Origin of the sequence: Ochrobactrum sp. P6BSIII, assembly GCF_014138065.1 — a bacterium.
GTDB lineage: Bacteria > Pseudomonadota > Alphaproteobacteria > Rhizobiales > Rhizobiaceae > Brucella.
The window spans coordinates 61,905-84,008 of record NZ_JACGXB010000014.1 but is presented as its reverse complement, the minus strand read 5'-3'; the positions used below and the strand labels follow the sequence as shown (position 1 = coordinate 84,008).

Below are 22,104 nucleotides of genomic sequence, written 5' to 3'. Positions count from 1 at the left end.
TGCGTTGCCGCTACCCGATCAGGTAGCGGCAAAGACCGGCAGCGCTGATGCCGATGATCACGGTCGGCAGCATGGAAAAGCGCGTGGCGGCAAGAATGGTGATTGCCAGCGCCAGAAGATCGGCGGGTTTGTCGGAGACGAAATCCGGCGCGATGACTGATATCAGCACACAACCGGGCGCGGCTTCCATCACGGCGGTGGCGCGTTTGCTGAGCGTGCGATTGCGCAACAGCACATAGCCGCCGATGCGGGTGAGATAGGTGACGCTGGCCATCAAAACGATGGTGAGAACGGCTAACGGATCGATCATTCTTCACCTGCCAGAAGATAGGCGGCAACGAGGCCGGAAAGTGCACCGGCGGCGACATACCATGCGCCGGGAATGGTGAGATAGGTAACGGCGGCGACGACAAGGCTGACCAGCCAGGGGCGCGCTGCGGCAAAGCCCTTCCACATGCCGGCCAGCAGCACCAGAAACACTGCCGGAAACGCCATGTCGAAACCATAGGGCCGCAAATCGCCCATCATCGGGCCAAAGGCTGCACCAAGCGTGGTGAAAAGCACCCACGCGATGTAGAACGGAATGGCGACGCCCGCATAGAATTTGAGGCTCAGCGCCGGATTGACGCCCTTCTCCTGACGGCGCTTTGCATCGGCGAGGCCGAGCGCCCAGCTTTCATCGCACATCAGAAACAGGCTGGCGAAAGCCTTGCGCTTCGGCAGATGGCGGATGAAGGGTGCAAGGGCCGCGCCCATCAGCAGATGGCGGCTGTTGACCAGAAGCGTGATGGCAGCAATGAGCAGGACATGTGGCGGCGAGGTCCAGAGCTGGATAGCTGCAAATTCCGAACCGCCTGCGAAATTCAGGCCGGTCATCAAGGGTACTTCAACGACGCTGAGACCCTTCTGTGCGGCCTGTGCGCCCAGAACCAGAGCATAGGGAATAATGCCAAGCAAAACTGGCAGTCCGGCGGCAGCACCCCGCCAGAATTCAGATCGGCGCCCGGATTTGCTTTGTTGAGGCACATAGGCCTGCGAAATATCCATAAAATTCCCGTTGGCGGGCCTCGCGGCTGCCCCTTGTCTGTTACTCCAGAGCGGTTCCCGTTTTTACTGAACCGCTCTGTCCATTTTTTCACGCATTATCCGACGCAAAACCGCTTTGCACTTTTGCTGGAAATGCTTGAGCATCTTTGCCTGAGAGCGAACGGCAATATAGCCAATGTCTTGAGCAATCGGGTTGCAAAGATTGGCCAATTGCAGCAATATTTGGCAGGAAATGCCAATAGTGTGGGCACAATTGAAATCGGTGGCCAATGAAACTGGACGAGATCGACAAGCGGATTCTGCGCGTGCTGCAACGCGACGGACGCATCGCCAACAATGATTTGGCGCGCGAGGTCGGTCTGTCGCCGTCGCCCTGTCTCAGGCGGGTGAAGCTTCTGGAAGAAGCGGGCGTGATCGACCGCTATGTCGCGGTGCTCAATCCCGCCAAGATCGGCAAGGGGCTGACTTTCTTCACCCGCATTCGGCTGGACAGGCAGGACGAGGAGACGCTTCAGGAATTTGCGCGCGAGATATTGAAGCTGCCGCAGGTGCTCGAATGCTATTTCATGCTGGGCGATTACGACGCGATGATCCGCGTGGTCGCGGCAGATATTGAGGAATATAGGCGGTTCCAGTCGGAATATCTAAGTCGCATCAAGGGTGTGCAGAACCTCAAGACGGATGTGCCCAGCCAGGCCGTCAAGCAGACCTCGGCAATGCCACTTTAGGGCCACTCTAGGACCGCTTCAGGCATTCCTGGTGCGCGGTTTAGGAAGCAGCAGCAGGCTTAAAAGCGCGACCGCGGAGAGGAACGCTCCGGCGAGAAAGGTGGCAGACGAGCCATGGGCCTCCCATAGCCAGCCCGCGCCGATATTTCCCGTCAGCATCACAAAGCCGGTGATCACGTTGAATATGCCGAAGGCGGTGCCCTTGAGATGGGCGGGCGCGGTATCTGCGATAAGCGTTGCGAGAATGCCTTGCGAAAAGCCCATATGCAGTCCCCACAGGACAATGCCCGCCAGAAAGGGATAAATCGACGTCGAAAGGGCGATCACCAGATCAGCGGCGACAAGAAAGCCAAGGCTTGCGGCAAGCAGGCCCTTGCGGCCCATCCGGTCCGACAGGCTGCCGACGGGATAGGCGGTCAGTCCATAAACCGCATGCATGACAACCATGGTGATTGGCACCCATGCAGCGGCAAAACCGGCTTCCTGCGCTTTGAGCAGCAGAAACGCTTCGCTAAAACGGGCAAGCGTCAGGATCGACGCGACAGCAATGACGATCCACACGGCGGCATTGAGTTTCCCTGTATCGGCAAAGCGGGGAAAGCCTTTTGAACGCGCAGGCGGTGTTTCCGGTTCGCGAATGCCGACGATCAGAAGCGCGACCGCGATGAAGGCCGGGATGGCGGCAATCCAGAAGATCGTGACGATGTTGCCGCCTGTCGCGAGCATCAAGCCGATAGCGACAAGCGGACCGACAAAGCCGCCAACCGTATCAAGCGATTTCCGCAAGCCGAAGGCCGCGCCGCGAATTTCCGGCGGCGTAACGTCGGCAATCAGAGCGTCGCGCGGTGTGCCGCGTATGCCCTTGCCGACACGGTCAATGGCTTTGGCGGTGACGATGCCGCCCGCAGTCGTGGCAAGCGGAAAGATCAGCTTGGAGAGGGCCGCGAGCCCATAGCCCGCCACTGCGAGGGGTTTTCGGCGGCCGGTCCAGTCGGATATGACGCCGGAGAAAAGCTTGGTGATCGTGGCGATGGCGACCGACAGGCCTTCGATAAAGCCGACCATCATCGCGGATGCGCCCAATCCCGCCACCAGATAAAGCGGCAGCAGTGTCTGTACCATTTCCGACGAAATATCCATCAACAGGCTGACGAAACCCAAAATCCACACGGTTGAGGGAATTGCGGTTTTCTTGTCGGTGGAAGCTGAACCGGTCGCCATGCAGAAAATCCGAATCTGTCGAAGGATTATCGGTCTGATAGCACAGTTCAATCAAATATGAGCGACAGTCTCACATTATTTCAGATAGGCGCGAACCACATCCACAAGTTCGCCGGCGCCTTCGTCGCGCTCTTTCTGTGGCAGGTCGCCATCGGCGACATGCATCAGAATATGATCCTCGATCACCTCTGCCATCAGCCCGTTCACAGCGCCGCGCACGCCGGCAATTACTTGCATGACTTCGGAACAGCCCTTTTCCTCTTCAAGCATCCGCTCCACACCCTCAAGCTGCCCGCGAATGCGGCGCACGCGGTTGATAAGCTTCTGCTTTTCGCGGATGGTATGGGTCATGGCTGCTCCTGAATGGTCGATCGGTCAGGCGGGGCGGGCTTCCACCTCCACCGTCACATGCGACAAATCGTGGATCGCTGCAAGCTTCTTGCGGTAATAGGACGGCGCCTTCGGAGTTGCCGTGACAATCGACACGATGGCGCCGTGATGTCCCGGCCCAAGCTGCCAGACATGCAGGTCGGCAATTTCGCCGCCTTCCTTCGCAATGATTTCACTGATCTCTTCGGGCAGATCCTCGCCTTCAGGAATATAATCGAGAAGCGTTGCGCCCGCATCGCGAACGAGACCCCAGGACCAGCGTGCAATCACCAATGCACCGACAATGCCCATGGCCGGGTCGAGCCATAGCCAGCCGTAAAGGCTGCCGAGAAGAAGTGCGGCAATTGCCAGTACCGAGGTCAGCGCGTCGGCCAGCACGTGGACATAAGCGGCGCGCAGGTTCTGGTCGTGACCCTTTTCATGGTCATGCGCGTGCTCATGTCCGTGGTGGTGATGCGCGTGGTCGTCCTTCAACAACCATGCGCAGACGAGATTGACCGCGAGGCCAACGCAGGCGACCAGAATGGCTTCATGGAAATTGATGCTCACCGGAGCACTGAAGCGTTGGAAACTTTCCCAGCCGATGAGCAGTGCGATCAGGGCCAGAACAATTGCGCTGGCAAAGCCCGCCAGATCGCCGAGCTTGCCGGTGCCGAAGGTGAAACGCGGATTGTTGGCATGCTTGCGGGCATAGAGATAGGCCAGCGCTGCAATGAGCATCGCCGCCGCATGAGTGGACATGTGCCAGCCATCGGCAACCAGCGCCATCGACCCGTAAAGGTTCCCGGCAATGATCTCGATCACCATCATCGTGGCGGTAATGGCGATCACGATCCAGGTGCGTCGTTCATTGCGCTGGTGGTTCTCGCCCAGAAACACATGCTCGTGCCGCGCTTCGAGCTGGCGCCCGTGCGAATGCGAATGAGGGTGCTCATGTGAATGAACATGATCGCTGTGCGGATGATGCGTGCTCATATCGCCGCCTCCTTATAAAATAGGGGGGTATACTATTTTTAGCATCGCGACAAGCGGCAGAATCGGAGGCTGCAAGCGGCGGCGCTTAATCTCGATCAGTTCGCGAAGTTTTGTGGCACACGAGAAAACGCCGAAAATCTCCCCCTTTGGAGGTAGGCTCTACGCCTGTTTACCGAGGATTTCGTCCGTTTTGCCGGAATATTCAGCGGAGAATGATCAGCTAAGATCAGAACCGTAGTCTTGGGGCAAAGCGATCGAAACGACGAATTTCCACGCAATGGCAAGCGTCGTTTCGGGTTTTCAATCTGTGCATCGTGCTTTGCAAAACTCCGCACTGGTTTTCAGGCCGATGTTCAACCGTATTTCCGGCAAAAGCGCGCGGCGCTTTATGCGGGCGATGCGTCGTAACAGACAGATGGAGCGGAGGGATTTATGTCGACAGAACAACAAAACAGGCATTCACCGCGCAACCGAGCGCGACGCCATTTTTTGGGCGTGGCGGGAGCAGCCGCCGCAAGGGCTGCCACGATTGGCGCTCTGGCGTCATCTTTCACAACGCCAGCCCGCGCCTTGGGAACCAAATGGTGGGAGGATGGAGGCAGTGGCGGTGATGGCGGCGGCACCAACTGCCTGCTGCAAGGGACGCTGGTTGAAACCATGAGCGGACCGGTCGCCGTGGAAAACCTCGCCGTTGGCGACCTTGTCGTGACCGCTGATTGCAAGGTCGTGCCGGTCAAATGGGTCGGCTGGCAACGCTACAGAAAGGGCGGCGCGGAATGGGGCGAAGACGTGATGCCGATCCGCATCGCCAGCCATGCGCTGGATCGCATGACACCGCGTCGCGATCTCTATCTTTCGCCCAATCATGCGCTTTTCATCGACGGCGTTTTGATCCGCGCCAAGGATCTCGTCAACGGACGTTCCATTACCCGCGTGGCGATGGATCAATCCATCGATTACTACAATATTCTGCTCGAAAGCCATGAAGCGATATTTGCCGAAGGGGCCGCGGTTGAAACCTATCTGCTGCGTGGCGACAGCTATAAGAGCTTCATGAATTTTGCCGAGTATCAGCAGCTCTATGCAGACGAGCCAAACATCGTGATGCAGCCCTTCGCGCCGATCATGGGCTATGAGGGCGGACGCGAACATATGCGCGCATTGTTGTGTCTCAGCGGCATGTTGCCGATGCGTGATGTCGTGGAAGAAACCTATCAGCGTCTGGCTTTGAGGGCCGGGGAGCGCGCTGCTTAGCACTACAGTTGCATTCTTCGCCATACCGGGCTGCAACGAGCAACTTCCTGCGCGCCGGTGCTCACGTACCTAAAAGTACGCTCCGCTCCGGTGCTCGAAAATCACTCGTTTCGCCACGGCCTGACGAATTTGCAATTGTAGTGTGAGAGCGTGTTTCACACTTTTCGGGATGTGCTCTTAGGGGAGCGGCCTGCAAGAATGCAGGTCGAAGAAAGGCGAGGCGCCTATTGGCGCCTCGCCTCTATTTTATACGCGATCCATCAGCGCGTACCATGACAGCGCGAGGAAGAGGAGCGGTGCGCGGAATGTGCGGCCGCCGGGGAAGGCGGGAATGCGCAGTTCTTCAAACAGTTTGAGCTTCTCGCGCTTGCCGGAAATGCTGTCCGCATAAAGCTTGCCCATGAAATTCGCCAGCATCACGCCATGGCCGGAATAGCCGCCTGCCGAAATGACGCCCGGCATCACTTCGCGGACAAAAGGCTGGCGCGGCATGGTTATGCCGACCGAACCGCCCCAGGCATGGGTAATTTCGACATTGCCAAGCGCGGGATAGATTTCTGCGATCTGACGGCGGATATGCGTGCTGATCTCACGCGGATTGTCTGCCGTATAGGCTTCGCGACCGCCAAACAGTAGTCGGCCATCTTTCGAACGGCGGAAATAGCGAACCACAAAGCGGGAATCGTCGATCGACTCGCCGCCCGGTATGACCGGGCTGTCGTTGCCGAGCGGCACCGTCGCACCGATAAAAGAGCGGATCGGCATGACATGCGATGCGCTGATCGGCTCCAGCGTGCCACCATAAGCATTGACGGCGATGAAGGCGTTTTTCGCAACAATAGTGCCGCGTGTCGTCGCGACTTCCACGCGCCCGCTGGCCGTGGTGATCCCGGTTGCCTTGGTATTCTCATAGAGCTTCGCGCCAGTCGTCTTTGCCGCCTTGGCGGTGCCGATGAGCAGCTTCAGCGGGTGTATGTGGCCGGTTCCGGCATCGTAGACGCCGCCGTGATAGCGGCTGGACCCCAGCAAGGCCGCCGTTTCATCGCGGCCGATGAAACGTACATGCGGATAGTTGAAGCGGCTCTGCATCAGTTCCGCGTGGCGCTCATATTGCTTGAGATAGCGCGGCTTGTGCACGACGGAGATTTGCCCGGGCACATAGTCCATGTCGATCTGGTGCTCGCTCGCGAAGGCCAGCAGATAGGCTTTCGCCTCTTCGGCAACATCGAACAGGGCCTTGGCGCGTTCATAGCCATATTCGGCTTCGAGGTCTTCCGCCCATGTGCGCTGGCCGGTGCCGAACTGGCCGCCATTGCGCCCCGATGCGCCATCGCCGAAACGCTCGGCTTCGATCAGAACCACGTCTGCGCCCTGTTTCGCCAGATGGTAGGCAGCGGAAAGTCCCGTATAGCCGCCGCCGATGATCACGACATCGGCCTGCCGCGAACCGTCAAGTTCTGGATATTCAGGCCGCTCCGGCACACTCGCTTCGTACCACGAAAGGCCGGGGGAGATTGGGGACTGGTAGGGCATCGTTGTCTCCGGGGCGGAATAGGGCAGTAAGGCAATAAGGCAGTAGGGCAGTAGGGCAGTATGTTTTTCTAGTCGGAGAGCTTTCTGATCAAAAAGCGTAGAAGTTTGCCGACACTTTCACTCGCAGCCATCATCGGATCTATTGCCTCTTTCTGGATGTAACCTAACCGCTCGGCGATAAGCAGATGTGTTTCCAATTCTTTCAGGGAACCTTGAGCTATGCGCAGAAACTGCTGGTAGGAGCCGCGATTTTCGCGGCCAAAGCCTTCAGCAATATTGGCAGGTACAGAGACAGCGGCCCGGCGCGCCTGACTTGTCAGTCCATAAATTTCTTCTTTGGGCCAACCATTGGTCAATTCGTAAATCGAAGTCACCAATTCCATCGCTTGCTGCCACACGAGGAGATCACGGTATGAATTGACTGCCATGATCCCCCGTTTATCGTTCCCTACTGCCCTACTGCCCTACTGCCCTACTGCCCTACTGCCCTACTGCCCTACTCCCCTAACCTACACATTGAGCAACAGGAACTCGCGTTCCCATGGGCTAATGACTTCCATGAAGGTTTCGAACTCGGCGCGCTTGATGGCGGCATAGGTCGTGACGAAGGAACTGCCGATCAGATTGCGCAGTTCGTCGTCCCTTTCGAACAATTCCACGGCGTCGATGAGACCGCGCGGCAGTTCCACTTCCTTGGTGTTGACGCTTGTCGTTGCGGGCTGTTCCGCCTCGATCTTGTTGACGAGGCCAATCAGACCACAGGCAAGCGAAGCCGCCAGCGCCAGATAGGGATTGGCGTCGGAGGAGGGGATGCGGTTTTCCACGCGGCGCGCATTGGGGTCGGAGCGCGGCACGCGGAAGGCGGTGGTGCGGTTGTCGTAGCCCCATTTGACGTTGACCGGCGCGGAGGCATCCGGCGTCAGGCGACGATAGGAATTCACATAGGGCGCAAACATCACCAGAGCATTCGGCACATGGCGCTGCATGCCGCCGATGAAGTGGCGGAAAGCCTCGCTCTCGCTGCCATCCTCATTGGTGAAGATGTTGCGGCCCGTCTTCTTGTCGATGATCGACTGGTGGATATGCATTGCGGAACCCGGCTGGCCCTGAATGGGCTTGGCCATGAAGGTGGCATACATGTCATGTTTGAGCGCGGCCTCGCGGATCGTGCGCTTGAACAGGAAAACCTGATCGGCAAGTTCGACAGGGTCGCCATGGCGCAGGTTGATTTCCAGCTGACCGGCGCCTTCTTCGTGGATCAGCGTGTCGATCTCCAGACCCTGACCTTCGGAGAAATGGTAGATATCATCGATGAGTTCATCGAACTCGTTGACGCCCGCAATCGAATAACCCTGTCCGCCGCCGATGGCGCGGCCCGAACGGCCAACCGGCGGGGTCAGCGGATAATCCGGGTCGGGGTTCTTGCGCACCAGATAGAATTCAATTTCCGGTGCCACCACCGGCTTGAGGCCGCGCTTGTTGTAAGCCGCAACGACATTGCGCAGCACATTGCGCGGCGTGAATTCAACGGCGCGTCCGTCCTGATAGACCAGATCGCAGATCACCTGCGCCGTAGGATCGCTTTCCCAAGGAACAGCCGACAGGGTGGAAAGGTCGGGCAATAGTCTCAGATCGCCATCGTCTTCCGGATAATGGAAGCCGTAGCCGTCTTCCGGATAATCGCCGGAAATCGTCGTCATGAAGACTGCCGATGGCAGCGCCAGCGATGTGTTGGACGTGAATTTCTTGGACGGCATCATCTTGCCGCGCGCAACCCCCGCTTGATCGGGGGTGATGCATTCGATGTCTTCGATATCCCGCCAGGCTAGCCATTCGGTTGCCTGCTTCCAGTTTTTCACCCCGCGCAGGGATTTGACATAGGCAGGCGTACGGCGACGCGGCGCACGCGTAACCTTTTTTTCCGTCGTATCAGCAGACATCCATCACCAGAAAATGATTTCGATATGTGCATGATAGCTGCGTCGGCTGTGGTTGACAAATGGGGCCAGCAGGCTTTTTTGGTTATCGGAAAACTGTCGCTATCTGGGCGACGAAGCCCCGCTTTCAAAGGCCGAACCGTGCCTTCAAATTGCGAGAATGCGCCTTAAGCTCGTCTGCGAGCAGGTTGTCCAGTTCCCGAACGTGACTGAGCGCCTGCAAACTGACCTGCTTGATCTGCTCCATTGTCAGGCCGCTCGCCTTCAGCGCCGCGAGGCCTTTCAACAAGGCGCCGATTCTTTCACCCGCAAGACTGTTGGCCGCATTGGCAACCCAGCTCAACAGTCCGCCCTCGGCGTTTCTGGCCATGACGTCATTGGCGTTGGCCAGTTCTTCCGCGCCCGGAATTTTGTCGAACAGGCGGGCGCCAAGATCCGGTCTTTCGTGTTGAACGACGGAAAACATGATCCCTGCAACGCGTTCGGCGACCGCAGGGTCGATGCCGGTCTTTAGGGCGACACTATCAATGAAAGACTGAACCGACATTTTATCCTGCGCGATCATGGCTGTGTTGAACGCACAAGATGATCGGGATCGGTGCAGCATTCTACCGGCAGAAAATACAGGATCGTGATGGTCTTCCTGCTCGCTATTGGCTGACAGAAGGGTGTATAGCCTGTTTATTCCCGCTTTATTTGCGGCTCGCTTTGCTTCCGGACTGAAATATTATGATTGTTCGCCCGCGCCCGCCCTTGTGGCAGCTCTTCTTCATCGTCAAAGGCTCCATTGTGGTGCGCATACTGCCGCAGATATGCGCAGTGTTTCTGCTGTCGATGGTTGTGGTAGCGGGGCATCATGTCTTTCCGGGTTGGGTGCCCGCATTCAACAATGGCACGCCCTTCGCCTTGCTGGGCATTGCGCTGTCGATCTTTCTCGGCTTTCGCAACAATGCCTGCTACGACCGCTGGTGGGAAGCGCGCAAAATCTGGGGCAAGCTGGTCTATACGACACGCAATCTCGCGCGCCAGACGATGTTTCTGGATGTCGTGCCAGGTGCAGAAGGTGCACGCGCCCGGTTGCTGCATTACGCCATAGGTTTTTCTCAGGCGATGGTTGTCCATCTTCGTCCGGGCAATAGCACCGCAAAGCGAGATAAGTGGCTGTCAACGGATGAACATGCCGCCATGGCCGCAAGCCGCAACGGACCCGATTTCATCCTGCGCAAGCTTGGCGGCGTGCTGGCCGGTCTGCGGGCGAAAGGCGATATCCAGCCGATCGATTTCCAGACGCTCGACAATTCCGTCAGTGCGCTGGCGGAGATACAGGCGGCATGCGAGCGGTTGCGGTTCACCCCTGTGCCCTTCGGCTATACGCTGCTTTTGCACCGCACGGCTTATCTGTTCTGCTTTTTCATCCCGTTCGGCTTTGCCGACATGCTGGGCTGGGGCACGCCTTTTGCGACGACGCTGGTGGCCTATACATTCTTCGGCCTTGATGCGCTGGGCGATGAACTGGAAGAGCCTTTCGGTGTTTTGCCAAACGATCTGCCGATAGAGGCAATTGCCGATACGATTGAAATCAACCTGCGGGAAGCCCTGGGGGAGGCCAATCTGCCGGACCTCCCGCAGCCTGTCGATTATCTGCTGTTGTGAGAAGCTTGGGTTGATGCCCAAGCTTCCATCTTTGAGTTCTTACTTAAATGGGCACCACTTGAAGACTGGCGTTACAATGCAAATAAAGCCATCGGCCGGGCCGTTCGCAGATAGCTGGCTTTGAACATCATGAACGGGATTTGCATAAGACTGACCAGCAGAAGCAGCCATGGTAGCCAGTGCAAGCGTGGTATATACTAAATACTTCTTCATAATATAAATCCTAATATTAATTTTCAAAGTAAATATGCATCGATGCATTTACAGATAAGCACGATAATATTCGATTTATATAGCCCAATATCGAATTATTTTTTTGTAAGATATTTTATATTCATTAGAATCTATTAAAATTGACGTGTCTTTCCAGAAAAATACGCTGGCAATCGCAAGCCGGTTTGGCGCGGATTTCAGCATCGTGCAGCACAAGCAGTGAATCCAGTGAAGAACATCTGCGGGAGGCCGTCGCGGGAAAAAACAAGCGCCGCCCGCAGTCGGAGGCTTGTACATGTCGGGAGGGCGAATGACTGATTGGGTTCAGCCTTGTTTCGGCATCACGGCAAAATGCGTGGAGCGCATAGTTCCCGATCAATGATGCAGATTGGAAGTTTCAAATCGATGGTGTGTGGGGCCGATGACTGTCGGTCCTTGATGGTGGCAGCATTGACGTCCTGGACAACAGAATACTTTGAGCCGAATGCCAAGGGTATGAGCACTATTGCAAGAAATGCGAGGAGGGCGTTCATATGGCTATCCTTGTGTTTTGTTCGTTGTGTTTGGATGCTCCACAAACTGCTGAAACAGAAAAGCCCCATCCAAGGGGCTTTTCCGGTCGTTGAGGCTTATGATTTCCAGCACTCGGGGTCGAAGAAGCCCTTTTTGTAAATGCACTCGATGTCATCGACGATGCCTCGCGTCGCCTGATCTTGATATGCTGTTGTAGCGACTTCTTTCGCCATTGAATGGTTGGGAATTGTAATAATCGCGCTTGATATAATATAAATAAATAGAATATTATTCTTCATTGTTTTCTCCGTTTGATATTTTTTACATTTATATTGAAAGCATGAATTAAAGCGTACTTCGATATACAATTCTGTATTAAATTTATATTCACAATTATTACAATTCTGGAAAATACGACGATTTCTGAAATGGGTGTTTTGTGCAAAAAAATCCCCGGCTGAAGGGGCAGCCGGGGGACGGAGTGAAGACGAGGAAGGCGTTGGGTGACCTGGTCGGTCAAGGCTTTTGGAAAGCAATGACCGGGATGGGTTTTCTGCCGTCGCCACCGGCAAGATGAAAGAACATGGTGGCGACGGCAATTGTCAGGATCGTCATCATTTGTCGTGGGTGACGATAACGGGGATCAGAAGATCACCCCAGTTGCCGTCTCCACCATGATGACGGGCGGAGCGGACCAGTTCCACCGAAACGCCTGCCTCGACCGCCTTCATGACGGTGTAGTTGAGGCGATGCAGATCGTTGGCGAGCATACGGATAACGGTCTGCTGATCCGTGGACATGCTTGACGATTGTTCTTCTGCTCTTTCCTTGACGCGTGCTGGCGAATTCATGGAACTGTTCCTCCTGTTTGATTACTGACTGCTACTCGGCAGCCGGTCTGAACTGTGCTGTTTCAGTCGATTCCTTCATGGCGGTGGTCGAAGACTGGCCGCCGGTGATTGCGAGCGATACGGCATCGAAATAGCCGGTGCCGACTTCGCGCTGGTGCTTCGTCGCGGTGTAGCCGTTGGCTTCGGCTGCAAATTCCGCCTGTTGCAGTTCGGAATAGGCTGCCATCTGCCGGTCCTTGTAGCCGCGTGCCAGTTCGAACATGCCGAAGTTGAGCTGGTGGAAACCGGCCAGCGTGATGAACTGGAACTTGTAGCCCATCGCGCCTAGCTCGCGCTGGAACTTGGCAATCGTGGCGTCGTCGAGGTTCTTCTTCCAGTTGAACGACGGCGAGCAGTTATAGGCGAGCTTCTTGCCCGGATGCGCCTTGTGCACGGCTTCCGCGAAGCGGCGAGCCTGTTCGAGATCGGGCTTGGATGTTTCCATCCAGATCAGATCGCAATAAGGCGCATAGGCAATCGCACGGGCAATGCATGGCTCGATGCCGTTCTTCACCTGATAGAAGCCTTCCGCCGTGCGGCCTGCATCGTAATCAACGAAGGGCTGATCGCGCTCGTCGATATCCGAGGTCAGAAGCTTGGCAGCTTCCGCATCCGTGCGGGCGATGACCAGTGTGGCCGTTCCCATCACGTCTGCCGCAAGGCGCGCCGCGTTGAGGTTGCGGATATGCGCTGCTGTCGGGATCAGAACCTTGCCGCCAAGATGGCCGCACTTCTTCTCCGAAGCGAGCTGGTCTTCATAATGCACGCCTGCCGCACCGGCCTCGATAAAGGCTTTCATGATCTCGAAAGCGTTCAGCGGTCCACCGAAGCCTGCTTCAGCATCGGCAACGATCGGGGCAAACCAGGTGTCGACCGAAAGTCCCTTGCCTTCGGCGGTTTCGATCTGATCGGCGCGCTGCAAGGTCTTGTTGATGCGCTTGGCCAGTTCCGGAGCCGCATTAGCCGGATAAAGCGACTGATCCGGATACATGGCCGATGCCGTATTGGCATCCGCTGCAACCTGCCAGCCGGAGAGGTAGATCGCCTTCAGTCCGGCGCGAACCATCTGCATGGCCTGATTGCCGGAAAGCGCGCCCAACGCGTTGACGAAATCTTCCTCATGGATCAGCTTCCAGAGGCGGTTTGCGCCCATTTCAGCCAGCGAATACTTGATCTCCACCGAACCGCGCAGCCTTTTTACATCTTCGGCCGTATGCGCACGTTCGATACCGTCGAAACGACCCTTGGGCGCCGAAGGAATAAGGCTGTAAAAATCTGTCATCTCGGTGTCTCCTCACACTTTTCACTGGTTCTCGAAGAGCGGTTAGTCGCTGCTCTTTCTGTGACTGAATTTACATTCGCATTGGATGATGAGCCAGAAAAAGCAGCAAAAGCGCATTAAAATTGAAGTTAAGCTGTCGGATATTTGACGAAGGCACTCTGTAAATTTGTAAAGATTGTCAAAGTCTGACTTTGCAGTTATTTTGTCATGAATTGTAAAATTCATCATCGCGGGTTTGGGAGGACAGAGTTGAGCGAACGCAAGATTTTTGCCGGGCCGCGCATCAGGCGCATTCGCAACGAGCGGTCCCTGACGCAGACGGCCATGGCCGAGGCGCTTGGCATTTCGCCGTCCTATCTCAATCTGATCGAGCGCAACCAGCGGCCCTTGACGGTGCAGCTGTTGTTGCGGCTCGCCAGTGTTTACAAGCTCGACCTTGATAGTTTGCAGGCCGAAAGTGGTGCTACGATCACCGGATTGAAGGAAGTATTTTCCGATCCGCTTCTGACTGGCGAGTTGCCGGGTGATCAGGAACTGGTCGAAATCGGCGAGGCGGCCCCCAACGCCGCCGTCGGAATCATGAAGCTCTACCGGGCCTATCGCGAGCAGCAGCAACGCCTGTCCGATCTGTCGCAATTGCTGTCGCATGAGGGGAGTGCGGCGCAGCTTTCCGCCACACGCCTGCCGCTGGATGAAGTGCGCGATGTGATGGCGCGACGTCCCAATCACTATCCGCGTATCGAAGAAGAAGCAGAGAGCTTTTTCGCGCTGCTGAAACCGGATGGCGATCTGTCGGCAGCCTTGAAGGAATGGCTGCGGCGCGAGCATGGTATCACGGTGCGCACATTGCCGGTCGCGACCATGCCCAACTGGCGCAGGCGCTATGATCGCCATTCACAGCGCCTGTTTATTTCGGAGCGTCTGTCGCCTTTTGATCAGTTGCAGGAGATCGCCATGGAAGCGGCGCTCATCCGTATGCAGGTGGTGATCGGCGCGGAAACGGAAGGGCTGAAGCTGTCGTCCGGTGAAGCAAAGCGCATCGCCCGGTTCGAGCTGGCGCGCTATGCTGCTCAGGCGCTGATGATGCCCTATCGCCAGTTTCGTGATGCCGCGGTGCGGATGCGCTATGATGTCGATGCATTGCGCTCGCGGTTCGGGGTGTCGTTCCAGCAGGCGGCGAGCCGTCTCACCACCTTGCAGCGGCAGGGGGCGAGCGCTCTGCCGTTCTTTGTGATGGAAATCGACCATGCCGGTAACCGGTTGCGCGTAGCAGGCGCCGAGGGTTTTCCGACACGCTTTGGCGGGCAGTGCCCGAAACTGCCGGTCTATGCGGCTTTCGCGCAGGCGGGTCAGGTGCTGGTCGAACCAACGGAACTGCCGGATGGCACCGCATTTCTCACCGTCGCGCGCACTTTGGAAGGGCCGCAAGGCGCATTCAACGAGCGCCCGCGCCGCACCGCTATCCTGCTTGGCTGCGCGCTGGAGGCGGGGGAAGAGACCGTTTACGGCGCTGCTATCGCAAAGGCGGGCAATACAGAGATTGGTCCGGCTTGTCGTCTGTGCGAGCGGCAAGGCTGCGTCACCCGCGCCGAGCCGCCTTTGACCCGCCCGTTAGGACTGGACGAGATGGTGGCGGGGCTATCAGCATTCGATTTCCAATAGAGGCGCGAAGGGGCGCGATATTTCGGCTGTGATGGCCTGCAAATGGCGTGGTTTTTCGCTTCCGGTGCTCATGTATGCTCCTTTTACGCAAGTCTTATCCGAAAAGTCTGCAACTTTTCGGGACTTTGCTTGAAGTACATTCCGCTCCGGTTCTCAAACCCCACCATTTTCGGCTCAGCACAGCCGAAATCTCATCGCCCCTCCAGCAGCGCTCAGGTTGCAATTTTTTATGTTCGTGATCGACGCAGGCGGTTGACGAAACCGGTGCAATCTAAAAAAGTGCAATCAAGGAATAGTATATCCAACCTGTACCTGCACCGAAAATGAGCGTGTAGAATGGAGCAAATAATGGGGATCAAATCCTTCCTTCTGGCTACCACCGTCGTGACGAGCGTTGTTGCCGCCGCCACATTCTCCGCCAGCGCACAGGAGCGGGTGGTCAATATCTACAACTGGTCGGATTATATCGACGACTCCATCCTGAAGGATTTCACCAAGGAAACGGGCATCAAGGTCGTCTATGACGTCTATGATTCCAATGAAATCCTCGAAACCAAGCTTCTGGCCGGTGGCAGCGGCTATGATCTCGTTGTTCCGTCGGGCGAATTTCTTGGCCGCCAGATTCCCGCTGGCGTGTTCCTGAAGCTCGACAAGGACAAGCTGCCGAACCTCAAGAATATGTGGGACGAGATTTCGAACCGAGCCGCAACCTACGATCCGGGCAACGAATACTCGGTCAATTATATGTGGGGCACTACCGGCATTGGCTACAACAAGGCCAAGATCAAGGAAGCGCTCGGCACCGACACCATCGATTCGTGGGACGTGCTGTTTGATCCGGAAAAGTCGGCAAAGCTGAAGGATTGCGGCATCTATCTTCTGGATTCCGCCAGCGAAATGCTGCGTCCGGCTTTGAACTATCTCGGCCTTGATCCAAATTCTCCGTCGCCGGACGACTTGCAGAAGGCGCAGGATCTCTATCTCAAGATCCGCCCGAATATTCGCAAGTTCCACTCGTCGGAATATATCAATGCACTCGCCAATGGCGATATCTGCATGGCCATCGGCTATTCGGGTGACATTTTCCAGGCACGCGATCGCGCCGAAAAGGCCAATCAGGGCGTCGAGATCGGCTATTCGATCCCGAAGGAAGGCGCTTTGATGTGGTTTGACCAGATGGCGATCCCGGCTGATGCCAAGCATGTGCCGGAAGCACTGGAATTCATGAATTATATCATGCGTCCGGAAGTGGCGGCCAAGGCTTCGGATTATGTGTTCTATGCCAATGGCAACAAGGCTTCGCAGGAATTCATCAACAAAGACATCCTTAATGATCCGGCGATCTACCCGACCGCAGACGTCATGAAGAAGCTGTTCGTGCCGACGCCTTATGACACCAAGACCCAGCGCGTGGTGACCCGTGCCTGGACCAAGATCGTCACAGGCCAGTAATAATCGAACGCTAGAGCATTTCCAGCAAAAGTGCGTAGCGGTTTTGCGTCGGATAATGCGAAAAACAAATAGATAGAGCGGTTCTACGATTCCGTTTTTAACTGGAACCGCTCTATGCCGGGGTTTGACCCGCATATGACATTGTGAAGAGCGGCTCACTGTTGGACAGAGGGCCGCTCTACGTCTTGTAAATGCTGCATAATCATCGAAAGCAGTCTCGTTTTGAGACGAACTTTTGGTTCCGGGTAGATCGGATAGGGGAACGGTATGGAATCTTTTGGCAGCTTTCGCCGCAAATTTGCGCCTTGGAATGACGCGGCGGCCAAGCCCTACATTTCTTTCGAGAATGTGACGAAAATCTTCGGCGATTTCACCGCCGTCGATGATCTGTCGCTGAATGTTTTCAACCGCGAGTTCTTTGCGCTGCTGGGTGCATCCGGCTGTGGCAAGACCACGCTGATGCGCATGCTGGCAGGCTTCGAGGAGCCGACATCTGGCCGTATCACGCTGGACGGTCAGGATATGCGCGGCATCCCGCCCTATAAACGCCCGGTCAACATGATGTTCCAGTCCTATGCGCTGTTTCCGCATATGACGGTCGAGAACAATATCGCCTTCGGCCTCAAGCAGGACGGTATGGCGAAATCGGAAATCGATGCGCGCGTTGCGGAAATGCTCAAGCTCGTGAAGCTGGAGCAATATGGCAAGCGCAAGCCGCATCAGTTGTCTGGCGGCCAGCGCCAGCGCGTGGCGCTTGCCCGCTCCGTCGCCAAGCGCCCCAAGGTGCTGCTGCTGGATGAGCCGCTTGGCGCGCTCGACAAGAAACTGCGCGAAGAAACCCAGTTCGAACTGATGGATTTGCAGGTCAAGCTTGGCATGACCTTCATGGTCGTGACCCACGATCAGGAAGAAGCCATGACCATGTCAGACCGTATCGCGGTCATGGACAAGGGCCGCATCAAGCAGGTGGCGACACCAGCTGAAGTCTATGAAGCGCCACGCTCCAAATTCGTGGCCGACTTCATCGGCAATGTGAATATCATCGAAGGTGAAGTGGTGAAGTCCGCCAATGGCGAGGCGGAAATCGCCACCGAAAAATTCGGCTTCCATATCCAGACCGAAACCCGCGAGCAGCTCAATCCGGGCCAGAAGGTCTGGTATGCGGTGCGCCCGGAAAAGACCCGCATTTCGCGCACCAAGCCGGAAGAAGCGTCAGTCAACGCGGTGGAAGGCGAGTTGTGGGATATCGCCTATTTCGGCGATATGACGGTTTTCCACGTGCGTCTCGACAATGGCCGCACCATCAAGGCTGCCAGCCTCAACGCGGTGCGCAAGACCGAAAATCCGCTGACCTATGACGAGCGCGTCTGGGTTTCCTTCGATACCGACGCCGGTCTGGTGCTCACAGCGTGAGGATTGCCCCATGCAGAAGCTGATTGCTTCCATCGCCAGCCGCCTCGTCATTGCGATACCCTATTTCTGGCTGCTGGTATTCTTCCTCGTCCCGTTCTTCATCGTCTTCAAGATTTCCCTGTCGGAAGTCGCGATGGCGATCCCGGCCTATATGCCAACATTCGATCTGGCCCAGGGCTTCGCGTCCAATTGGGAGAAGATCAAGCAGCTGTCGTTCGCCAATTATCTCTGGCTGCTGGATGACCCGCTTTACTACAAGGCCTATCTGTCGAGCGTCCGCATCGCGGCCATTTCGACCTTCCTGACGCTCCTTGTGGCCTATCCGATGGCCTATGGCATTGCGCGCGCGCCGACGACAATCCGCCCGACGCTGCTGATGCTGGTGATCCTGCCGTTCTGGACCTCGTTCCTGATCCGCGTCTATGCGTGGATCGGTATTCTGAAGCCCGAAGGGCTGCTGAACCAGTTTTTGATGTGGCTCAATGTCATTGATACGCCGCTCAACATTCTGAACACCGATACGGCGGTCTTCATCGGTATCGTCTATTCCTATCTGCCTTTCATGGTGCTGCCGATCTATTCGTCGCTTGAAAAGATGGATTATTCGCTGATTGAGGCAGCGCAGGATCTGGGCTGCACGCCGTTTGCCGCATTCTGGAAAATCACGTTTCCGCTGTCACTTGCCGGTGTTCTGGCAGGCTGCTTCCTGGTCTTCATCCCGGCTGTCGGTGAATTCGTGATCCCCGATCTTCTCGGCGGATCGCAGACATTGATGATCGGTAAGACGATCTGGAGCGAGTTCTTCTCCAACCGCGACTGGCCGGTATCGTCCGCTGTTGCGGTGGTGCTGCTGATCCTGCTGATCGTGCCGATTGTGATCTTCCAGCAGGTGCAGGCACGTGCGCAGGAAAAGGGGAAATAAGCGATGAACAACAACTGGTCCCGTTTCAATATCGCATCGGTGGTTGTCGGCTTCGCCTTCCTCTATCTGCCCATCGTGCTGCTGGTCATCTATTCGTTCAATGAATCCCGGCTGGTGACGGTCTGGGCGGGGTTCTCGACCAAATGGTATGTTGAGCTGTTCCGCAATCAGGCGCTGATGGACGCGGCATGGGTGACGATCCGCGTCGCCTTCCTGTCGGCGACCATTGCAACCGTGCTGGGTACGCTCGCGGCGCTGGCGTTGACGCGCTATACCCGCTTCCGCGGTCGCATCCTGTTTTCGGGCATGGTCTACGCGCCGCTGGTCATGCCGGATGTCATCACCGGCCTGTCGCTTCTGCTGCTTTTCGTGGCGATGAATTTCGACCGCGGTTTCTGGACCGTCACGCTGGCCCATATCACATTCGCAATGTGTTTCGTGGCGGTCGTGGTGCAGTCGCGTCTGGTGAGTTTTGATCGCTCGCTGGAGGAAGCAGCGATGGATCTCGGCGCGCCACCGGTCACCACCTTCATGAAGATCACGCTACCGGTGATCCTGCCTGCGGTGGTTTCTGGCTGGATGCTGGCCTTCACCCTGTCGCTTGACGATCTGGTGATTGCAAGCTTCACCTCCGGGCCGGGCGCCACCACGCTGCCGATGAAAATCTACAGCCAGGTGCGTCTTGGCGTGACGCCGGAAATCAATGCGGTCTGCACCATCTTGATCGCGCTGGTGACCACGGGCGTCATCATCGCATCCATCGTCAACAAGCGCCGCGAAGTGCAGCGCCGTCGCGATGAGCAGGCAGCATTCCGTATGGGTTAGAGCGGTTCCGGTTAAAACGGAATCTTGGAACCGCTCTATCTATTTGTTTTGACGCATTATCCTACGCAAAACCGCTTTGCACTTTTGCTGGAAATGCTTGGCTTTGATTGGGGCTTTACTGCCCCAATCCGGTTGACGATGGCGAGATGAATGGCCGATCCCAGGAGCCGCCGACAAAGAAATGCAATGGCGGCTTGGCGGGCGTTGCATTCTCGGCGGGCGCTGGCGCTGGTTGGCCTTCCGCTCCGGCCTGCGGCTGCTGTTCTGGCGTTTCAGGCTGGCTGTTGGGGAAGATGACCTCGCCGCTCAGCGCAAGACTGCGATCCACGAAAGGCACGATGCCAGCAAGATTGAGCGTCCCGTCCGAAGTGTCGAGGCGTGCGCTTTCCAGCGACGCCACGCCTTCGGAAAGATTGGCCTTGAGGTCAAGCCGGTTGAAGGCCAGTGCGACATTGTCTTTGCGTTCCAGCGCGAAGAACCGCTCGCTCTGCGCCTTGGTCAGAAAGTCCTGAACGGCAAAGCCTTGCATCTGGCCGTTGTTCAGTTGCACCGACACATTGCCCTGTGCGCTGGAAAGCAGGCCGGACCAGCGATTGACCGGGCCTTTCATGAACAGCGAGACATTGCCCTTGCCGCTGATAAACGGCTTGTCGAACCCAAGCGCCGTCAGGAACTGCGTGCTCTCGATGTCGCTCGCGTTAAAACGCAGCTCACCCGTGGCACTCTTGAGATCGCGGACGATCTGCACATTTGCCTGCAAGGTGCCGTTGAACCCCTTGGCGTCGCCAATATCGAAAATCGCACGACCGCCGCGAATCTGGATCGCGGCTGCAACGCCCGTCAGCGTGACGGGGCCTGCCGTGGCGTTCTGGGCGGAAAGACGCAGATCAAACTCCGAACGGTCGAAGAAGCTCGTATCGATGGCGTCCGTATTGCCGCGATCATTGGGTGCGCGTGCGGTGGTGTCCGGCAGGGGCACAAAAGCCGCGAACAGGCTGCGAAGGTCCAGCTTGTCGAAGGCAAGCGTGCCGGTGACGGCCGGCTGTTCCTGTTCAAGGCCGATTTCAATCACGCCCTTGGCAGGGCTGTCGCCAGCGTTCATCTCAACGTCGGCAAATTTCCAGCGCTTCGGCGTGGCGGTAATGGTGGAATCGAGCGAGAACGCACCGACCTGCGAACTGCCCGCGATGGGCGGCAGGCTCAGCCAGCGCACCGCTCCGCTCAAGGATGGTGTCTTCGCGCTCAGATCACCTTCGAAGAAACGGTCTTCCGAAATGTTGGCCTTGCCCTGAAAGGTCAGGCTTAGCGGATTGGCGGTAAAGCTCGCCGTCACATCCGAAGTGCCGCCTGCCAGAAGCGGCAGCGCCTGTGCCGCCGTGATGCTGAACTGCGAGGCTTCATTGCGCCATTTACCGCTGCCGCGCAGCGTCGCCGCGCTCGACGTCTGGGGCCATTCCAGCGTCATGTTCACATTGGTCAGCTGTTCATCCTTGGCAGGATCTCCACCGTTTCCACCGCCATTTTCAGGGCGCGGAAATGAAACCGTTCCATCGCGCACCACCACACGGCCGAAAGGCTGCGATGCCTGTTCGGCTGCCTGCGTGTTGTTGTTTGTGCCGCGCTGCTGCAAGGCGCGCTGTGCACGGATTGCGGTGCCGAGACGACCGTTGGAATTGGCAATGGCGTCGAGCAGCGCAGGGAAATTGGAAACCGGCCCGTCGAGATTGACATGCGGGCGCACGATCTGCGTTTCCGAGAAGGAAATATGCCCCATGATCGCATCAAGCGGCGACAGTTCAACGTCAATGCGGGCCGCGCTCATGAAGGGCTTCTGGCCCTGTTCGGTCATCTTGCTCAAGGTGACGCCGTTCAGCGAGGCGCGCAGCACGGGGAAGACTTTCAGGCGAGGGGCTTCGCGAAGTTCGACGCTATAGCCGGTCCAGGCACTGATTTCCTGCGCCACACGCACGCGGATCGCATCGGTCGAGACAATGAAAGGCACCACGGCCAGCAAGGTCGCTGCAGCCGCGGCACAAAGAATGACGAGCGCGATGACAAGGCGTGCGAACTTAGGCCAGCGCATCAACCATCCGATCCCTAATCCCTTTTATTCTCGTTTAAACGAGCCGCGCCACAAAGCAAAGCCGCCTTCGCAGATTCGGTTTAGAACGGTTCTGCCCTGAAGGGAATCGCT

The 22,104-nt window shown here is 56.9% G+C and carries 22 protein-coding genes; 9 read left to right on the top strand and 13 right to left on the bottom strand.

Annotated elements, in window-relative coordinates; genetic code table 11:
* Positions 1-10: 10 nt before the first annotated feature.
* Positions 11-310, bottom strand: coding sequence for an AzlD family protein (locus FHW00_RS18805; RefSeq protein WP_078339808.1), 300 nt, complete (start codon positions 308-310; stop codon positions 11-13).
* Entirely contained in the window at positions 307-1,047 is a 741-nt protein-coding gene (locus tag FHW00_RS18800; RefSeq protein ID WP_078339807.1) for an AzlC family ABC transporter permease, read from the bottom strand. Before FHW00_RS18800 ends, FHW00_RS18805 begins: the two co-directional genes overlap by 4 nt.
* Before the next feature lie 33 nt (positions 1,048-1,080).
* Between FHW00_RS18800 and FHW00_RS18795 the strand changes: the two genes are divergently transcribed.
* Positions 1,081-1,320, top strand: coding sequence for a hypothetical protein (locus FHW00_RS18795; protein ID WP_113533363.1), 240 nt, complete (start codon positions 1,081-1,083; stop codon positions 1,318-1,320).
* A complete protein-coding gene (locus FHW00_RS18790; protein ID WP_078339805.1) occupies positions 1,317-1,775 on the top strand; it encodes an Lrp/AsnC family transcriptional regulator in 459 nt (152 codons plus the stop codon). Before FHW00_RS18795 ends, FHW00_RS18790 begins: the two co-directional genes overlap by 4 nt.
* Before the next feature lie 18 nt (positions 1,776-1,793).
* On the opposite strand, the gene FHW00_RS18785 is transcribed toward FHW00_RS18790, so the two are convergent.
* The 3 genes from FHW00_RS18785 to dmeF form a co-directional block, all read right to left on the bottom strand.
* Positions 1,794-2,996 carry an MFS transporter gene (locus FHW00_RS18785; protein ID WP_078339804.1) on the bottom strand — a complete coding sequence of 401 codons (1,203 nt, stop codon included), beginning with the start codon at positions 2,994-2,996 and terminating at the stop codon, positions 1,794-1,796.
* Between the two features lie 75 nt (positions 2,997-3,071).
* Positions 3,072-3,347: a metal/formaldehyde-sensitive transcriptional repressor gene (locus FHW00_RS18780; protein WP_078339803.1), complete on the bottom strand. Its 276-nt coding sequence runs from the start codon at positions 3,345-3,347 to the stop codon at positions 3,072-3,074.
* A gap of 24 nt (positions 3,348-3,371) precedes the next feature.
* A complete protein-coding gene (gene dmeF, locus FHW00_RS18775; protein ID WP_078339802.1) occupies positions 3,372-4,361 on the bottom strand; it encodes a CDF family Co(II)/Ni(II) efflux transporter DmeF in 990 nt (329 codons plus the stop codon).
* 432 nt (positions 4,362-4,793) lie between these two features.
* Here dmeF and FHW00_RS18770 point away from each other — a divergent pair, with 432 nt between their 5' ends.
* Positions 4,794-5,615, top strand: a complete 822-nt coding sequence (locus tag FHW00_RS18770) for a Hint domain-containing protein (protein WP_078339801.1) — start codon at positions 4,794-4,796, stop codon at positions 5,613-5,615.
* A 246-nt stretch (positions 5,616-5,861) separates the two neighbouring features.
* Here the strand turns inward: FHW00_RS18770 and FHW00_RS18765 are convergent, their stop codons facing one another.
* The 4 genes from FHW00_RS18765 to FHW00_RS18750 form a co-directional block, all read right to left on the bottom strand.
* Entirely contained in the window at positions 5,862-7,148 is a 1,287-nt protein-coding gene (locus FHW00_RS18765) for an NAD(P)/FAD-dependent oxidoreductase (protein WP_078339800.1), read from the bottom strand.
* Between the two features lie 68 nt (positions 7,149-7,216).
* Positions 7,217-7,576 (bottom strand): four helix bundle protein, encoded by a 360-nt coding sequence (locus tag FHW00_RS18760; protein ID WP_078339799.1) that lies wholly within the window; start codon positions 7,574-7,576, stop codon positions 7,217-7,219.
* Positions 7,577-7,657: 81 nt separating this feature from the next.
* Positions 7,658-9,088, bottom strand: coding sequence for a glutamine synthetase family protein (locus FHW00_RS18755; RefSeq protein WP_078339798.1), 1,431 nt, complete (start codon positions 9,086-9,088; stop codon positions 7,658-7,660).
* Positions 9,089-9,212: 124 nt separating this feature from the next.
* Complete coding sequence (locus FHW00_RS18750; RefSeq protein ID WP_139364399.1) at positions 9,213-9,632, bottom strand: DUF2267 domain-containing protein; 420 nt, start codon at positions 9,630-9,632, stop codon at positions 9,213-9,215.
* A 182-nt stretch (positions 9,633-9,814) separates the two neighbouring features.
* Here FHW00_RS18750 and FHW00_RS18745 point away from each other — a divergent pair, with 182 nt between their 5' ends.
* Positions 9,815-10,738, top strand: a complete 924-nt coding sequence (locus tag FHW00_RS18745; RefSeq protein ID WP_078339796.1) for a bestrophin family protein — start codon at positions 9,815-9,817, stop codon at positions 10,736-10,738.
* An 842-nt stretch (positions 10,739-11,580) separates the two neighbouring features.
* Here the strand turns inward: FHW00_RS18745 and FHW00_RS18740 are convergent.
* The 3 genes from FHW00_RS18740 to aceA all read right to left on the bottom strand — a co-directional run bounded on the left by FHW00_RS18740 (position 11,581) and on the right by aceA (position 13,636).
* Entirely contained in the window at positions 11,581-11,763 is a 183-nt protein-coding gene (locus FHW00_RS18740; RefSeq protein ID WP_078339794.1) for a hypothetical protein, read from the bottom strand.
* 315 nt (positions 11,764-12,078) lie between these two features.
* Positions 12,079-12,315: an SMc00767 family acetate metabolism repressor gene (locus FHW00_RS18735; RefSeq protein ID WP_078339793.1), complete on the bottom strand. Its 237-nt coding sequence runs from the start codon at positions 12,313-12,315 to the stop codon at positions 12,079-12,081.
* A 31-nt stretch (positions 12,316-12,346) separates the two neighbouring features.
* Complete coding sequence (gene aceA, locus FHW00_RS18730) at positions 12,347-13,636, bottom strand: isocitrate lyase (protein WP_078339792.1); 1,290 nt, start codon at positions 13,634-13,636, stop codon at positions 12,347-12,349.
* Between the two features lie 249 nt (positions 13,637-13,885).
* On the opposite strand from aceA, the gene FHW00_RS18725 reads away from it, so the two are divergent.
* The 5 genes from FHW00_RS18725 (at position 13,886) to FHW00_RS18705 (ending at position 19,910) form a co-directional block, all read left to right on the top strand.
* Positions 13,886-15,298, top strand: a complete 1,413-nt coding sequence (locus FHW00_RS18725) for a helix-turn-helix domain-containing protein (RefSeq protein ID WP_113533365.1) — start codon at positions 13,886-13,888, stop codon at positions 15,296-15,298.
* 348 nt (positions 15,299-15,646) lie between these two features.
* Positions 15,647-16,750 carry a polyamine ABC transporter substrate-binding protein gene (locus FHW00_RS18720; RefSeq protein WP_078339791.1) on the top strand — a complete coding sequence of 368 codons (1,104 nt, stop codon included), beginning with the start codon at positions 15,647-15,649 and terminating at the stop codon, positions 16,748-16,750.
* A gap of 267 nt (positions 16,751-17,017) precedes the next feature.
* The gene (locus tag FHW00_RS18715) at positions 17,018-18,163 is read left to right on the top strand and encodes an ABC transporter ATP-binding protein (RefSeq protein ID WP_078339790.1); all 1,146 of its coding nucleotides are present in this window, start codon (positions 17,018-17,020) and stop codon (positions 18,161-18,163) included.
* 10 nt (positions 18,164-18,173) lie between these two features.
* Positions 18,174-19,085, top strand: a complete 912-nt coding sequence (locus tag FHW00_RS18710; protein WP_078339789.1) for an ABC transporter permease subunit — start codon at positions 18,174-18,176, stop codon at positions 19,083-19,085.
* A gap of 3 nt (positions 19,086-19,088) precedes the next feature.
* Positions 19,089-19,910 (top strand): ABC transporter permease, encoded by an 822-nt coding sequence (locus tag FHW00_RS18705; protein ID WP_078339788.1) that lies wholly within the window; start codon positions 19,089-19,091, stop codon positions 19,908-19,910.
* A gap of 115 nt (positions 19,911-20,025) precedes the next feature.
* Here the strand turns inward: FHW00_RS18705 and FHW00_RS18700 are convergent, their stop codons facing one another.
* Positions 20,026-21,993, bottom strand: coding sequence for an AsmA family protein (locus FHW00_RS18700; protein WP_078339787.1), 1,968 nt, complete (start codon positions 21,991-21,993; stop codon positions 20,026-20,028).
* Positions 21,994-22,104 lie beyond the last annotated feature (111 nt).